The sequence below is a fragment of the Geobacter sp. genome, from assembly GCF_030834625.1.
Lineage (GTDB): Bacteria > Desulfobacterota > Desulfuromonadia > Geobacterales > Geobacteraceae > Geobacter.
On the sequence record NZ_JAUQXO010000039.1, the window covers coordinates 38,929 to 53,125 of the forward strand.

Here is a 14,197-nt window from a genome sequence, read left to right on the forward strand (position 1 = left end):
ATGACGAAGGAAGTCATCGCGGACATGAAGACCCACATGGACAAGTCGGTGGACGCACTCCGCCGCGAGTACCAGAAGGTGCGCACCGGCAGGGCCACTACCGGGCTGTTGGATGATATAAAGGTTGAATACTACGGCAATCCCTCGCCCCTCAGCCAGGTTGCAACCCTTGCAGTACCCGAGTCCCGAACCATCACTATTCAGCCTTGGGAAGCAAAGCTGATCCCGGTGATCGAGAAGGCGATCATGAACGCGAATCTCGGGTTCACTCCTGCCAATGACGGAAAGACGATCCGCATCTCCCTTCCGCCTCTCACCGAAGAGCGCCGGAAAGAGATCGTCAAGATGCTCAAGAAGATGGCTGAGGATGCAAAGGTCGCAGTCCGGAACATCCGCCGTGAAGGGATAGACAGCCTCAAAAAACTGGAGAAAGACAAGCAGATCTCCGAAGATGATCTGAAGCGTGCCGAGAAAGAAGTGCAGGATGTGACCAACGCTTCCGTTGCCAAGATTGACGAGGTGCTCACTCACAAAGAGAAGGAAGTCATGGAGGTCTGATGCCACGCCAAGCGAGGGCGGGGAAAGTCGTTTCCGTTTTTTTGCTTGCGCACCAGGTTCTTTTATGCTTTAATCCCCTTTAACCCCTCAATTAAAGGGGATTTTTTGTTTTTGGGTATCCCATGTACGGTCTCTCACTCGACAAACTTCCCCGCCACTTGGCCGTTATTATGGACGGAAACGGCCGCTGGGCCCAGGAGCGGATGCTCAAGCGTATCATCGGCCACCAGAAGGGGGTTGAGACGGTTCGGGTGATTGTTGAGGAATGTTCCCGTCTCGGTATCAAGTATCTTACCCTCTTTGCCTTCTCCGCAGAGAACTGGCTTCGCCCCAAAACCGAGGTGAAGTCCCTCATGTCACTCCTCAAGAAGTACATCAGGATCGAAACCGCCCGGATGATTGAGAGCAATATCCGATTCAACGTGATCGGTGCCCGCGAGGAACTGCCGCCGGACGTTAACCAGGCTGTGCAAGAGGCCATCGACAGGACGGCGCGCAACAACGGGATGGTGCTGACCCTTGCCCTGTCCTATGGTGCACGTCAGGAGATTCTCAAGGCAGCTGAGCGCATCGCGGTTGATCTCTCCTCTGGCCGCCTTGTCTCGGAAGATGTGGATGAGAAAACTTTCTCCTCGTACCTGTTTACGGTGGGAATGCCAGATCCCGATTTCCTCATCAGGACGAGTGGTGAGATGCGCATCAGCAATTTCCTTCTCTGGCAACTCGCTTACACGGAACTCTATTTTACCGATGTAAACTGGCCTGAGTTCACCGCCCATGAGCTCCATCGTGCCCTGCACGTTTATCAGTCCCGCGAGCGGCGCTTTGGCCGTACGAGTGCCCAGCTGCAGAACAGGAGCTGACCATCAAGCGCCTACTGACTGGGGCCATTGCCCTGCCGCTGCTGATACTGTTCATCCTTAAGGTGAGTGTCTTTCTCTTCGCCTGCTTTGTCTTCCTCGTTGTTCTGCTTGGTTTGAGCGAGTTCTACCGAATGGCACTCCCCGACCGGAAAGTGGTAGGGCAGGTTGCGTCGCTGTCGGGGGCGCTCTTTACGTTCGTCCTCGCCAGCCCCGAGTCGCTCCAGCGCTTCATCCAGTTCCCCGGAGGGAATGGAGTGCTGTTTTTCTCGTTCACTGTGGCGTTTCTCGTTGTGGCCATCTTTTTCCTGTTCAGCATCAGGGACATCCGGCAGAGCGCAACCGAAATGGCTCTCCTCTGGTCGGGAATTGCCTACGTGCCGTTGCTTCTCTCGCACCTTGTCCTGCTCCGGGCGCTCCCAAGCGGAGTCGAGTGGGTGTTTCTGATGCTCCTGATCGTCATGTCCGGTGACACAGCGGCATACTATGTAGGGAGCAGCCTGGGTAAGCGAAAGCTTTATCCGAGTGTCAGCCCCAACAAGAGCATCGAGGGGGCCTTGGGCGGGCTCTGCGGGAGCCTCGTGGGCACTTTTGCTGCGAAGTTAACCTTCTTTCCTGCGCTCACCGTTGCCGACTGCGTGGTCACGGCCTTGGCCGTCGGGGCGATAGGTCAGCTTGGCGACCTTTTTGAATCGCTCCTTAAGCGCAGCTTCGGGGTTAAGGATTCAGGGGCCATCATCCCTGGGCACGGTGGTATCCTCGACCGACTCGATAGTATTCTCTTTGCTGCACCGGCCCTGTACTACTATGCCTCTCTTATAGTCTTGGCCCGGTAGGTTTCCTGACGAGGAATAATGAAAAAGCTCACCATTCTTGGTTCTACCGGCTCCATCGGGGTAAGCACCCTGGAGATCGTCGCCGCCCATCGGGATCGGTTCCAGGTGGTTGCCCTCTCGGCGGGGAACAACCTGGAGCTTCTCAAGCAGCAGATCGATGCGTTCCGACCTAGGCTGGTCAGTGTCCTGACCGCTGATCTGGCCCGGGAACTGGATCGAATGCTCACAGGCCTGAAACCCCAGATCCACCATGGGGTTCCCGGCCTCATTGCTGCTGCCACTGCCGGGGAAAGCGACATGGTGGTTGCTGCCATCGTTGGTGCTGCCGGCCTCGTGCCGACCGCTGCAGCCATCAAGGCCGGCAAGGACGTTGCCCTTGCCAACAAGGAGACCCTCGTCACCGCCGGTCGGATCATGATGGACCTTGTCAGGGAGAAGGGGGTAAGGCTCTACCCGGTCGATAGCGAGCACTCCGCGGTCTTCCAATCCCTTGAGGGGCAAAGCCGGAAGGACGTGAAGCGGATTATCCTTACCGCATCGGGGGGGCCGTTCCTGGACCTCCCTCTTGATCGTCTCTCCCAGGTCTCGGTTGCCGATGCCCTCAATCATCCTAATTGGAGCATGGGGCAGAAAATAACCATCGACTCGGCCACCATGATGAACAAGGGGCTGGAGGTTATAGAGGCGCGCTGGCTCTTTGATACGCCGGCGGAGCAGATTGCCGTGAATATCCATCCCCAGAGCATTATTCACTCCATGGTCGAATATGCGGACGGCTGTGTCATGGCTCAACTGGGGGTACCCGATATGAAGGCCCCCATCGCCTACGCTCTCACCTATCCGGAGCGGATTCCGACGGGGGTGAAGCCCCTTGATCTGACCGTGTTGTCGGGGCTTACCTTCCTTGCTCCCGACTATCAGCGTTTCCCTGCCCTGAAGCTGGCCTACGATGCCCTTGCCGCCGGGGAGAGCATGCCGGCGGTCATGAACGCCGCCAACGAGGTTGCGGTCGAGGCCTTCCTGAAGGGGAGGATCGGTTTCACCGATATTGCCACGTCTATCGCACGAACCATGGATGCCCATGAGTCCCGTTCACTTGTCACCATAGAGGATGTTCTTTCCTCCGATCTCTGGGCGAGAGAAAAAACCCGGGCGCTCCTCGGGTTGTACTGACAAGATTCCCTGCCCCTTTTGCGAGGCTTCAGATGACAAGCATTGTTTCCGCAATTATCGTTCTCGGCATACTCATCTTTGTGCACGAGTTAGGGCATTTCATCTTTGCCAAGCTCTTTGGCGTCGGAGTCGAGAAGTTTTCCCTCGGGTTCGGGCCGAAGCTTATCGGTAAGAAGGTCGGCGAAACCGAGTACCTCCTTTCCGCGTTCCCCCTTGGTGGGTATGTGAAAATGGTTGGCGAGGGGACCGACGGCGAGCTCACCGATGAGGAGAAGACCCGCTCCTTTGCGGAAAAGACACCCCTCAGGCGCATCGGCATCGTGGTGGCCGGTCCCGGCTTCAACCTTATCTTCGCCTGGCTCCTCTTCATCGTGATCTTCATGATTGGCGTGCCTGCCGCAACCACCAAAGTCGGGGAAGTGGTCAAGGACAAGCCTGCTGCCAAGGCAGGCCTGGCTGCAGGTGACATGGTCACTGCCGTGAACGGCAAGAAGGTGGTCCGGTGGGACGAGATGGCGGCCGAGATCGCGACGACGAAGGGATCATCGCTGGATATCGAGGTTAAGCGGGGCACGGAGACAAAGATCTTCCGGATTGTCCCCGAGACGCGAACCGGGAAGAACCTCCTCGGAGAGACGGTGACCTCCCCCGTCATCGGGGTGGTTGCTGCGGGAGAGACGGTCATCGACCGATACCCTCCCGGCGAGGCCTTCTCCCGGGGAAGTGCCCAGACCTGGAACGTCATCGAGTTGACGGTCCTTTCGCTGGTGAAGATCGTCGAGCGGGCCATTCCTCTGGATACCATCGGCGGACCGATCATGATCGCCAAGATGGCCGGCCAGCAGGCCGAGGCGGGAGGAGTGAGTTTTCTCGCGTTCATGGCGCTGCTCTCGGTGAACTTGGGCGTTCTCAATCTCCTTCCCATCCCGATTCTCGATGGCGGGCACCTTGTTTTCTACCTCTGGGAACTCGTCTTCCGCAGACCGGTCAGCATGCGGGCGCGGGAAATCGCTCAGCAGGTGGGGCTTGCCCTTCTCATCGGGCTCATGGTGCTCGCCTTCTACAACGACATTGCCCGCTACCTCGTGGGGAATGGGTAGCTTGAAGCTCCTCACCGTCGATACATCAACGTCCACCTGCGGCGTAGCACTCACCATCGACGGGCGTCTCGCGGCCGAGTCCCTTCTCGATAGTGAACGGACCCTTTCCGAGCGGCTCCTTGCCGCGGTTGACACCATCTTGCGGGATTCCGGGCTCCTCCTTGCCGATCTTGATGGCTTCGGCGTGGCCTTGGGCCCCGGATCTTTCACCGGTGTCCGGATTGGAGTATCCACTGTCAAAGGGCTCGCGCTGGCGACGGGAAAGCCGGTGGTTGGTTTTTCGTCCCTTGCCATGCTTGCGCTCAACCTTCCCGTGTGCTCACTTACGGTCTGTACTCTCTTCGACGCCCGAAAGAAGGAGGTCTACGCAGCGCTCTACCGTTGTGGTGTTCTTCCCGAACCCCTCCATGCCGACTGCGTCATAGCCCCGGAACGCTTCCTCGGGCTCATCGACGGTCCGACCCTCTTTGTCGGCAACGGGGCGCTCCGCTACCGGGATCTCATCGAAGAAACCCTTGGTGACAGAGCCGTCTTTGCACCTGCGCACTGCCATCAACCCCGTGCAGCAGCCGGTGCGGTGCTTGCCCTTGAGTTATTCCGCTCGGGTGCGTTCACGCCGCTGCCTTGCTTGAATCCCACCTATATCCGTCCATCCGAGGCCGAGCTGACTAAGATGATGCGGGAAACGCTATAACGCCATTTTAATGGTGTTGACAGTCCCCACCTAATGTATTATTTTCACACTTTCCCTTTGTACTCCGATCTGTTTGAGATAATTGAATTTTCGATTACGATTGCGAAACGGTCGGCAGGATCAAAGACATTCCTTGGGAATTCCCCCCATTTGATTTTTTTCAGCCAGAGGTCTTCCAGATGCGCAGTGACACCATAAAGAAGGGGATCGAGCGGACTCCGCACCGAGCCCTCATCAAGGGAACCGGCGTTCCCCAGAGCGAGATGACGAAGCCGTTCATTGGCGTTGCCACCAGTTTCACCGACCTGATTCCGGGGCACGTGGGGATGCGGGACCTGGAGCGCTTCATCGAGAAAGGTATCCACACCGGCGGCGGTTATGCCTTTTTCTTCGGCATTCCCGGCGTCTGCGACGGCATCGCCATGGGACACAAGGGGATGCACTACTCCCTCCCGACCCGCGAACTGATTGCCGACATGGTCGAGTCGGTGGCCGAAGCCCATCGGCTCGACGGCCTCGTTCTCCTCACCAACTGCGACAAGATCACTCCCGGCATGCTCATGGCGGCGGCACGGCTCGACATCCCCGCCATCGTGGTGACCGCGGGTCCCATGATGGCCGGCCGCGGTGTCGAAGGGCGGCGCTTCTCCTTTGTAACCGATACTTTTGAGGCCATGGCCCGCTACAAGGCCGGCGTCATCGACGAAAAAGAACTTCAGGTCTGTGAGGAAAACGCCTGTCCCGGCATGGGATCGTGTCAGGGGCTCTTTACCGCCAATACCATGGCGATTCTCACCGAAACCCTCGGCATGAGCCTTCCCCGCTGCGGGACGGCCCTGGCAGTTTCAGCCCTCAAGCGTCGTATTGCCTTTGCCTCGGGCGAGAAGATCGTTGAGCTTGTCCGCAACGGAGTGACGCCGCGCCAGATCCTGACACGTGCCGCCTTCGAGAATGCCATCCGGGTTGATCTCGCCCTCGGCGGATCTTCCAATACCGTTCTCCATCTCCTGGCCATTGCGCGGGAGGCAGGGGTCGAACTCCCTCTGGAAACTTTCGACATCCTCTCCAAGGAAACGCCGCAGATCGCATCCATGAACCCGGCAGGGGAGTACTTTATGGAGGATCTCGACGCAGCCGGCGGTGTTGTCGGAGTTCTTAAGCAGCTCGGCGATATGATCAAGGACAATCCGACCGTCATGGGACTCACTACCCGTGAACTGGCGTCCACGGTACAGACGGTAGATGAGCGGGTTATCCGTCCCGTGTCCGATCCAGTCAAGAAGGAGGGGGGAATTGCCGTTCTCTTCGGCAATCTTGCTCCAAAGGGTGCAGTGGTTAAGCAGTCGGGGGTGTCGGCGCCCATGATGAAGTTCGAGGGAAGAGCCCGCTGCTTCGACTCGGAAGAGGCCGCCATGGCCGCCCTCATGGGGGGGGAGATCACGTCCGGCGACGTGGTGGTGATCCGCTACGAGGGGCCCAAGGGGGGGCCGGGAATGCGGGAGATGCTTGCACCGACCGCGACCCTCATGGGGCTTGGCCTCGGAGATTCCGTTGCTCTCATCACCGACGGCCGCTTCTCCGGTGGTACCCGCGGTCCCTGTATCGGGCACATTTCTCCCGAGGCGGCCGAAGGGGGTCCCCTCGCTCTGGTGGAAGAGGGGGACAGGATTCGACTCGATATCCCCAACCGGAAGCTGGAGCTCCTCGTGGACGAGTCAATCCTTGCGGAGCGCCGCAACCGCTGGGTTGCTCCCGAACCCAAGATCAAGACCGGATGGCTCGCACGCTACGCCAAAGTGGTGACCTCGGCATACACCGGGGCGGTCACGACGGCCGAGTAAGAGCGATTTCTCGGGATCATTCCAGAAAACCACTTTGTTCCACCAGATTTGATGTCCCTCTTGGGAGGTTTATATGAAAATGACAGGCGCACGAATACTCCTTGAATGTCTCAAGCTGGAAGGTGTTGACACCGTCTTCGGCTATCCTGGCGGCACGGTTATCAATATCTATGACGAGCTCTTCAGCTTCAAAGATATCCGTCATATCCTTCCCCGGCACGAGCAGGCAGGCGTCCATGCGGCCGATGGCTTTGCCCGGGCCACTGGCAGGGTCGGCGTCGCCATAGCCACGTCCGGCCCCGGCGCCACTAATACGGTGACCGGCATTGCCACCGCCTACATGGACTCCATCCCCCTGGTGGTTATCACCGGGCAGGTGCCGACGGCCCTCATCGGCAACGACGCCTTCCAGGAGGTGGACATCATTGGTATCACCCGTCCCTGCACAAAGCACAACTTCCTCGTGAAGGATGTTAAAGACATCGCCACGATCATCAAAAAGGCCTTCTTTATTGCCCGTACGGGGCGCCCCGGTCCGGTTCTCGTCGACTTGCCGAAGGATGTTCAGATCGCTACCGCCGAGTTTCACTATCCCGATTCCATCGAGCTTCGCAGCTACAAGCCGACTGTGGAAGGTCACCCGAAGCAGATAGAGAAGGCCGTGTCCATGCTCCTGGCGGCAAAGAAGCCGGTCATTTACGTGGGGGGCGGAGCCATTTCCGGCGATGCCGCCGGTGAACTCAGCGCCCTGGCCACCAAGCTCCATATTCCGGTCACCACGACCCTTATGGGGCTTGGCGCCTTTCCCGAGGACAATCCTCTCTCGCTCAATCTTCTCGGGATGCACGGCACCTATTTTGCCAACATGGCGGTGACCAACTGCGACCTGCTCGTTGCGGTGGGGGCACGCTTCGATGACCGGGTGACCGGAAAGATCGCCACCTTTGCTTCCCATGCGAAGATCATCCACATGGACGTGGACCCGACCTCCATTCGCAAGAACGTCCGGGTTGATCTCCCGATCGTCGGACAGGTCAAGGATGTCCTTGGCCGCATGCTCAAGACTGTTGAAGAGTGTGGTGACAAGATAGCGGCGTTCCACGCAGGGATTGAACCGTGGCTGGTGGAGATTGACGGGTGGAAGAAGAAGCACCCGATGAGTTACAAGCAAACAGCCACGGTGATCAAACCCCAGTTCGTGATCCAGAAGCTTCGTGAGCTTTCGGAGTCCGACGCCATTGTGGCCACGGACGTGGGCCAGCATCAGATGTGGACCGCCCAGTTCTTCGGGTTCCGCGAGCCGCGAACGCTCCTTTCGTCTGGCGGTCTCGGGACGATGGGATACGGACTTCCGGCGGCAATGGGTGCCCAGGCGGCCTTCCCGAACCGGCAGGTCATCGCTGTCTGCGGCGACGGCGGTTTCCAGATGAACCTTCAGGAGATGGCGACGCTGGTCCAGAACCGGCTTCCCGTAAAGATTGTAATTCTCAACAATAACTTCCTCGGCATGGTTCGCCAGTGGCAGGAGCTCTTTTTTGACAAGCGCTACTCCCAGACCTGCATGGAGCTTCCCATCGACTTCATCAAACTTGCCGAGGCTTTTGGGGCCAAGGGGTTCCAGGCGACGAGACCCGACGAGGTGGAGGCGACCATCAAGAAGGCCTTCGAAACGCCGGGTCCGGTCATTATGGAGTTCAAGATCGCCCGTGAGGAGAAGGTGCTCCCGATGGTCCCTGCCGGGGCGTCTCTCAATGAAATGGTGCTCAATGCCTAGTGGGCGCGGACACGCGAAAGCGCTTTCGATCTTGCCCGCTCTTCAGGAGGTTTCTTCATGAGACATACGATCACCGTTATGGTGGAAAACGAATTTGGCGTCCTTTCCCGCGTAGCCGGCCTCTTTTCCGGCCGCGGCTTCAATATCGATTCTCTCTCGGTTGCTCCCACCAACGATGAGACCATCTCCCGGATGACCATAGTTACCCGGGGGGATGACCAGATTCTTGAGCAGATATCCAAGCAGCTCAACAAGCTCATCGACGTCATCAAGGTAATCGACTTTACCGATGGCGAGGCGATCGAGAGGGAGATGGCCCTCATCAAGGTTACCGCCGAGGAGTCCGCCCGGGCTGAAATCCTCAGGATTGCGGATATTTTTAGGGCGAAGATCATCGACGTAACCACCAAATCGTTCACTATCGAGGCGACCGGTGCCCCGGCGAAAATCGACGCCATTCTTGAGCTCCTGCGTCCCCTCGGACTCAAGGAGTTGGTCAGGACCGGTCCGGTGGCCATAGGCCGCGGCGCCAAGGCATGGAAGGGCTAGCTGGCTTTTTCGCTGTGCATGGCAATAACACAGTTAAATGGATTCACTACACTCGAGGAGGAAAGAATGAAGATTTACTATGACAAGGATTGCAATATGGGCGTGCTCAAGGGGAAGAAAGTAGCCATCATCGGCTACGGCTCCCAGGGACATGCCCATGCCAATAACCTGAAGGATTCGGGCATCGACGTTGTGGTGGGGCTCCGCGCCGACTCCGCGTCGGTTAAAAAGGCCACCGAGGCCGGTCTGACTGTACTCCCCACCCCGGAAGCGGTGAAAATTGCTGACGTGGTGATGATCCTTCTCCCAGACGAGACCCAGGGGGACATCTACCGGGAAGAGATCGGCCCGTTCCTCAAGCAGGGCGCCTACCTCGCCTTCAGCCATGGTTTCAACATCCATTTCGGCCAGATCGTGCCGCGTCCCGACGTCAACGTTATCATGGTAGCTCCCAAGGGACCGGGTCACCTGGTTCGTCACGAGTACACGAAGGGTGGCGGCGTGCCGAGCCTCATCGCCATCCACCACGACCCGGCCGGCAATTCCCGTGATGTGGCCCTTGCCTACGCCTCGGCCAACGGTGGCGGTCGCGCCGGCATTATAGAGACCTCCTTCAAGGAAGAGACCGAGACTGACCTCTTTGGCGAGCAGGCTGTGCTGTGCGGTGGTATCTCTGCCCTGATCCAGGCTGGTTTTGAGACCCTGGTCGAGGCGGGCTATGCTCCGGAGATGGCCTACTTCGAGTGTCTCCACGAGACGAAGCTCATCGTTGACCTGATCTACGAAGGCGGCATCGCCAATATGCGTTACTCCATCTCCAATACGGCCGAGTACGGTGACCTCACCCGCGGACCGCGGGTCATCACCGCTGAAACCAAGAAGGAGATGAAGAAGATTCTCGACGAGATCCAGACCGGCCAGTTCGCCAAGGAATGGATGCTCGAGAACAAGGCCAACAAGCCGGTCTTCACTGCTCTTCGCCGCAAGGGTGCCGAGCACCAGATTGAGGAAGTCGGGGCACGTCTCCGCTCCATGATGTCGTGGATCGGTGCTTCCAAGATCGTCGATAAAGCAAAGAACTAAACAGAGACTGAAACAGCGACAGGGAGGCCGGGTACGGGACAGGGTAAGAACACCCCCACCGCATCCGGCCTCTTTGTGGTTGCGTGAAAATGCGGTCGCCATGGAGCGGTCGTTTGGTTTATGATGGTCCAAAAGCCTGAGGTTCTCTGATGCGCAACACAAATACCCCCATTGCCGCGGAGGGATATCCCTTTATCGCTGGTGCCGCGGTAATAACCGTGGCGCTGGCCGTCCTTTGCTCGAAGATGCCCGCATTCTTGATTCTGGCGGTTCTTTTCGGAGCATTGACACTCTTCATAGTTTTTTTCTTTCGCAATCCCGAGCGGACCACCCCTGCAGACGATAACGCGGTGATTGCTCCGGCTGACGGCATGGTCATTTATCTGGGCCCTTCCCGCGAGGAGCATCTGGGGGAGGAAATGACCAAGATCAGTATCTTCATGTCGGTTTTCAACGTCCATGTGAACAGGGTGCCGGTAACTGGCAAGGTGCTGGACTCCTTTTACATCAAGGGTAAGTTTCTTGATGTCCGCGACGAGCGGGCCACCTTTGAGAACGAGCAGGCTGGGCTTGTCATCGAAACCGCCAAGGGGATGAAGATGGTTGTCGTTCAGGTGGCCGGTCTTATAGCACGCCGCATTGTCTGTTATGCTTCAAAGGGTGATCACCTTGTCCGCGGAAGGCGTTACGGCCTGATCCGCTTCGGTTCCCGTCTCGATGTCTATCTGCCGCGCGAAACCGCAGTGCGAGTAAAAATGGGCGACAAGACCGTTGCTGGGGAGACCATCTTGGGGATACTGCCATGAGCGGTGAAAAGATCGACATGAGCGAGAGCATGCGGAAGGGGATTTACATCCTTCCGAACCTCTTTACCACAGGAAGCCTGTTCGCCGGTTTCTACGGCATGGTCGCCACCATGAACGGCGATTTCAAGACCGCCGCGCTCTGGATCCTCATTTCCTCTATATTCGACGGTCTCGACGGCAAGGTTGCACGGCTCACCGGCACGTCCAGCAAGTTCGGGGTCGAATACGACTCGTTGGCCGATGTGGTATCCTTCTGCGTCGCGCCGGCCCTCCTCATGTACAAGTGGGCGCTCCAGCCCTTCGGCCGTCTGGGGTGGCTTGCGGCGTTTCTCTTTGTCGCCTGCGGGGCCCTCAGGCTGGCCCGCTTCAATGTTCAGGTCAACACGGTGGAGAGCAAGCGCTTTGTGGGGTTGCCGACACCGGCGGCGGCGAGCATGGTGTCGGCCATGGTGCTCCTTTTTTACCACTTTGGCTGGCCCAGTTCTTTCAAGAAGCTGGCGATACTAATTCTCATCTACCTTCTTGCCTTCTTGATGGTATCCAATTTCCGCTACTACTCCTTCAAGGACCCGGAGCTTATCAAGCGCCAGCCGTTTGCCTTTCTTGTTCTTGCGGTGCTCCTTTTAGTGGTTATCGCGGCAGAGCCAATCGTCATGCTGTTCGTGATCTTTCTCTGCTATACCTTCTCAGGAATCATCGGATTTCTGATGACTTGGCCCCGGAGGCGAAGGCTCGAGAAGGTGATCCACAACAAGCACGTCAAGGAAGAACACTGAACGAACTGATCAAATGCGTGGAGCACCATCATCCTCTTTGGTTGCGGCAAACAAGATTTGAAGGCGTGGAACTTGTCGGAATCCAAGCGGAATTGTCTTGACAGCCGGACGTATTGTTCACTACTATTGCCTCTACAATTTGAAAAGGCTGAGAAGAGGAGTAGTAATCCTTTTCCTTATTGCACTGAAGATGATTTCGGTGACAGAGAGCCGGTGGGTGGTGCAAACCGGTATAAGGACGGATGAACTCGCCTCGGAGCCGCCTTGGTGAACGTGGCATGGAAACTCTGTTCCACCTAGTCAAGGCCGTTACCCGCGTTAAGGGGAAACAAGGTCCGCTTCCGGTATGCAGTTGGCTGGGAACAAAGTGGATAAAAAAGGGTGGTACCACGGAGCAGAGCCTTCGTCCCTTGTCTGGGCGGAGGCTTTTTTGTTTTGCGCAGAGGGCTGCTACAGGGAAACTAGGCCGCAGGCGGCTCGAGACGACCATTACGCATAGGGAGGCAGACCATGGCGGAATTGAAGACTATCAAGATTTTCGATACAACGCTTCGCGACGGCGAGCAGTCGCCGGGCAACAGCATGAACATCGAGGAGAAGCTGCGCGTTGCCAAACAGCTCCAGAAGCTGAATGTTGACGTCATAGAGGCGGGTTTCCCCATCGCTTCGGAGGGAGACTTCGAAGCGGTGAAGCGGATTGCCCAGACCATCAAGGGGCCGGAGATCGCCGGGCTCTGTCGATCCAGCGACAAGGATATCGACCGCGCTTGGGAAGCGCTCAAGTATGCAGGTGAGAAGGGGCGGATCCATACCTTCCTCGCCACGTCGGAAATACACATGAAGTACAAGCTGAGAATGACCCGCGATCAGGTGCTCGAGAACGCAGTCAAAGCGGTGAGGCGAGCAAAATCATACACTCCCAACGTGGAGTTTTCCTGTGAGGATGCTGTTCGCACCGACCTGGCTTTTTTGGCACAAGTAGTTGAGGCGGTGATTGACGCTGGTGTCACGACGGTGAACATCCCCGACACCGTCGGCTACACGATTCCTTTCGAGTACTTTAATATCATCAGGCACCTCAAGGAGAACGTGCCAAACATCGAAAAGGCGGTCATCTCGGTCCATTGCCATAACGACCTGGGACTGGCGGTGGCCAACTCCATCGCTGCGGTCCAGGCCGGGGCAGGCCAGGTAGAGTGCACTGTCAACGGAATCGGCGAGCGGGCGGGGAACTGCTCCCTGGAGGAGTTTGTCATGGCCATCAGGACGCGGCACGACATCCTCCCCTTCAGGACCAATGTGGACCATGAACAGATCGTTCCGGCCAGCCGTCTCCTTACCACTATTACCGGAATCGGAGTCCAGCCCAACAAGGCGATAGTCGGGGCCAACGCCTTTGCCCACGAGTCGGGAATCCATCAGCATGGCGTCCTTATGGAGAAGTCCACCTATGAAATCATGACCCCCGAATCGATAGGGCTCAAGGCGAACGTGCTGGTGCTCGGCAAGCACTCGGGCCGCCACGCCTTCAAAAAGCGTCTTACTGAACTTGGTTACGAACTTTCCGATGAAGACCTGAACCGCGCCTTCGAGCGGTTCAAGGCCCTGGCTGATCTGAAGAAAGAGGTCTTCGACGAGGATCTTGACGCCTTGGTGGCTGACGAGGTGATGCGACCGGCGGAGAAGTATCGGCTCTCCCACATCACGGTCACCTGTGGTTCCTTTGCTGTGGCCACCTCCACGGTGCAGATGGAGATCGACGGCTCGCCGGTACGGACCGCCGAACTGGGCGACGGTCCGGTTGATGCGACTCTCAAGGCCATCAAGAAGCTGACCAAGACCAAGGCGAAACTCCAGCAGTACAATGTGGGATCCATCACTGGCGGTACCGATGCTCAGGGTGAAGTGACCGTGCGTGTGACCGACGGTGACGAGACGGTCGTTGGCCGTGGTTCCTCCACCGATATTATTGAGGCGTCGGCAAAGGCATATATTAATGCGCTCAATCGTCTTCAATCAAAAATGGAGCGAATCCACGAGTGTCTGTAAACGTAAGCAGGGGGAGAATGCTGGTTATTTCTCCCCCTGCCGTGGAAGACTCTCTTATTACAATTACAGATGGGATTGATAAAAAAGAGCCCCGCTGG

At 57.6% G+C, this 14,197-nt stretch carries 13 protein-coding genes and 1 other annotated feature; all 13 genes read left to right on the plus strand.

Annotated features, from left to right (window positions below; genetic code table 11):
• The 13 genes from frr to RCH91_RS10575 all read left to right on the plus strand — a co-directional run bounded on the left by frr (position 1) and on the right by RCH91_RS10575 (position 14,099).
• The gene (gene frr / locus RCH91_RS10515; RefSeq protein WP_306534866.1) at positions 1 to 558 is read left to right on the plus strand and encodes a ribosome recycling factor; all 558 of its coding nucleotides are present in this window, start codon (positions 1 to 3) and stop codon (positions 556 to 558) included.
• Between the two features lie 122 nt (positions 559 to 680).
• Positions 681 to 1,421: an isoprenyl transferase gene (locus tag RCH91_RS10520; RefSeq protein ID WP_306534868.1), complete on the plus strand. Its 741-nt coding sequence runs from the start codon at positions 681 to 683 to the stop codon at positions 1,419 to 1,421.
• 2 nt (positions 1,422 to 1,423) lie between these two features.
• Positions 1,424 to 2,254 carry a phosphatidate cytidylyltransferase gene (locus tag RCH91_RS10525; RefSeq protein ID WP_306534970.1) on the plus strand — a complete coding sequence of 277 codons (831 nt, stop codon included), beginning with the start codon at positions 1,424 to 1,426 and terminating at the stop codon, positions 2,252 to 2,254.
• An 18-nt stretch (positions 2,255 to 2,272) separates the two neighbouring features.
• Positions 2,273 to 3,427, plus strand: coding sequence for a 1-deoxy-D-xylulose-5-phosphate reductoisomerase (locus RCH91_RS10530; protein WP_306534869.1), 1,155 nt, complete (start codon positions 2,273 to 2,275; stop codon positions 3,425 to 3,427).
• Positions 3,428 to 3,459: 32 nt separating this feature from the next.
• Positions 3,460 to 4,527: an RIP metalloprotease RseP gene (gene rseP / locus RCH91_RS10535; RefSeq protein WP_306534871.1), complete on the plus strand. Its 1,068-nt coding sequence runs from the start codon at positions 3,460 to 3,462 to the stop codon at positions 4,525 to 4,527.
• Between the two features lies 1 nt (position 4,528).
• On the plus strand, positions 4,529 to 5,221 hold the full coding sequence (gene tsaB, locus RCH91_RS10540; RefSeq protein WP_306534873.1) for a tRNA (adenosine(37)-N6)-threonylcarbamoyltransferase complex dimerization subunit type 1 TsaB: 693 nt from the start codon (positions 4,529 to 4,531) through the stop codon (positions 5,219 to 5,221).
• A 179-nt stretch (positions 5,222 to 5,400) separates the two neighbouring features.
• Entirely contained in the window at positions 5,401 to 7,062 is a 1,662-nt protein-coding gene (gene ilvD / locus RCH91_RS10545) for a dihydroxy-acid dehydratase (protein WP_306534875.1), read from the plus strand.
• A gap of 73 nt (positions 7,063 to 7,135) precedes the next feature.
• Positions 7,136 to 8,836: a biosynthetic-type acetolactate synthase large subunit gene (gene ilvB, locus RCH91_RS10550; protein ID WP_306534877.1), complete on the plus strand. Its 1,701-nt coding sequence runs from the start codon at positions 7,136 to 7,138 to the stop codon at positions 8,834 to 8,836.
• A 57-nt stretch (positions 8,837 to 8,893) separates the two neighbouring features.
• Entirely contained in the window at positions 8,894 to 9,385 is a 492-nt protein-coding gene (gene ilvN / locus RCH91_RS10555) for an acetolactate synthase small subunit (protein ID WP_306534879.1), read from the plus strand.
• Positions 9,386 to 9,451: 66 nt separating this feature from the next.
• Positions 9,452 to 10,468: a ketol-acid reductoisomerase gene (gene ilvC, locus RCH91_RS10560; protein WP_306534881.1), complete on the plus strand. Its 1,017-nt coding sequence runs from the start codon at positions 9,452 to 9,454 to the stop codon at positions 10,466 to 10,468.
• Positions 10,469 to 10,617: 149 nt separating this feature from the next.
• Positions 10,618 to 11,274: a phosphatidylserine decarboxylase family protein gene (locus RCH91_RS10565; RefSeq protein ID WP_306534883.1), complete on the plus strand. Its 657-nt coding sequence runs from the start codon at positions 10,618 to 10,620 to the stop codon at positions 11,272 to 11,274.
• A complete protein-coding gene (pssA, locus tag RCH91_RS10570) occupies positions 11,271 to 12,050 on the plus strand; it encodes a CDP-diacylglycerol--serine O-phosphatidyltransferase (protein ID WP_306534885.1) in 780 nt (259 codons plus the stop codon). Before RCH91_RS10565 ends, pssA begins: the two co-directional genes overlap by 4 nt.
• Before the next feature lie 141 nt (positions 12,051 to 12,191).
• Positions 12,192 to 12,464 (plus strand) — a binding site (T-box leader).
• 96 nt (positions 12,465 to 12,560) lie between these two features.
• Complete coding sequence (locus RCH91_RS10575; protein ID WP_306534887.1) at positions 12,561 to 14,099, plus strand: 2-isopropylmalate synthase; 1,539 nt, start codon at positions 12,561 to 12,563, stop codon at positions 14,097 to 14,099.
• The last annotated feature ends 98 nt before the right edge of the window (positions 14,100 to 14,197 follow it).

Coding starts and splice junctions, on each gene's coding strand:
- ilvB (WP_306534877.1), top strand. CDS start 7,136: ATGAAAATGACAGGCGCACGAATACTCCTTGAATGTCTCAAGCTGGAA.
- pssA (WP_306534885.1), top strand. CDS start 11,271: ATGAGCGGTGAAAAGATCGACATGAGCGAGAGCATGCGGAAGGGGATT.
- RCH91_RS10530 (WP_306534869.1), top strand. CDS start 2,273: ATGAAAAAGCTCACCATTCTTGGTTCTACCGGCTCCATCGGGGTAAGC.
- ilvC (WP_306534881.1), top strand. CDS start 9,452: ATGAAGATTTACTATGACAAGGATTGCAATATGGGCGTGCTCAAGGGG.
- RCH91_RS10575 (WP_306534887.1), top strand. CDS start 12,561: ATGGCGGAATTGAAGACTATCAAGATTTTCGATACAACGCTTCGCGAC.
- RCH91_RS10565 (WP_306534883.1), top strand. CDS start 10,618: ATGCGCAACACAAATACCCCCATTGCCGCGGAGGGATATCCCTTTATC.
- frr (WP_306534866.1), top strand. CDS start 1: ATGACGAAGGAAGTCATCGCGGACATGAAGACCCACATGGACAAGTCG.
- ilvD (WP_306534875.1), top strand. CDS start 5,401: ATGCGCAGTGACACCATAAAGAAGGGGATCGAGCGGACTCCGCACCGA.
- RCH91_RS10520 (WP_306534868.1), top strand. CDS start 681: ATGTACGGTCTCTCACTCGACAAACTTCCCCGCCACTTGGCCGTTATT.
- ilvN (WP_306534879.1), top strand. CDS start 8,894: ATGAGACATACGATCACCGTTATGGTGGAAAACGAATTTGGCGTCCTT.
- rseP (WP_306534871.1), top strand. CDS start 3,460: ATGACAAGCATTGTTTCCGCAATTATCGTTCTCGGCATACTCATCTTT.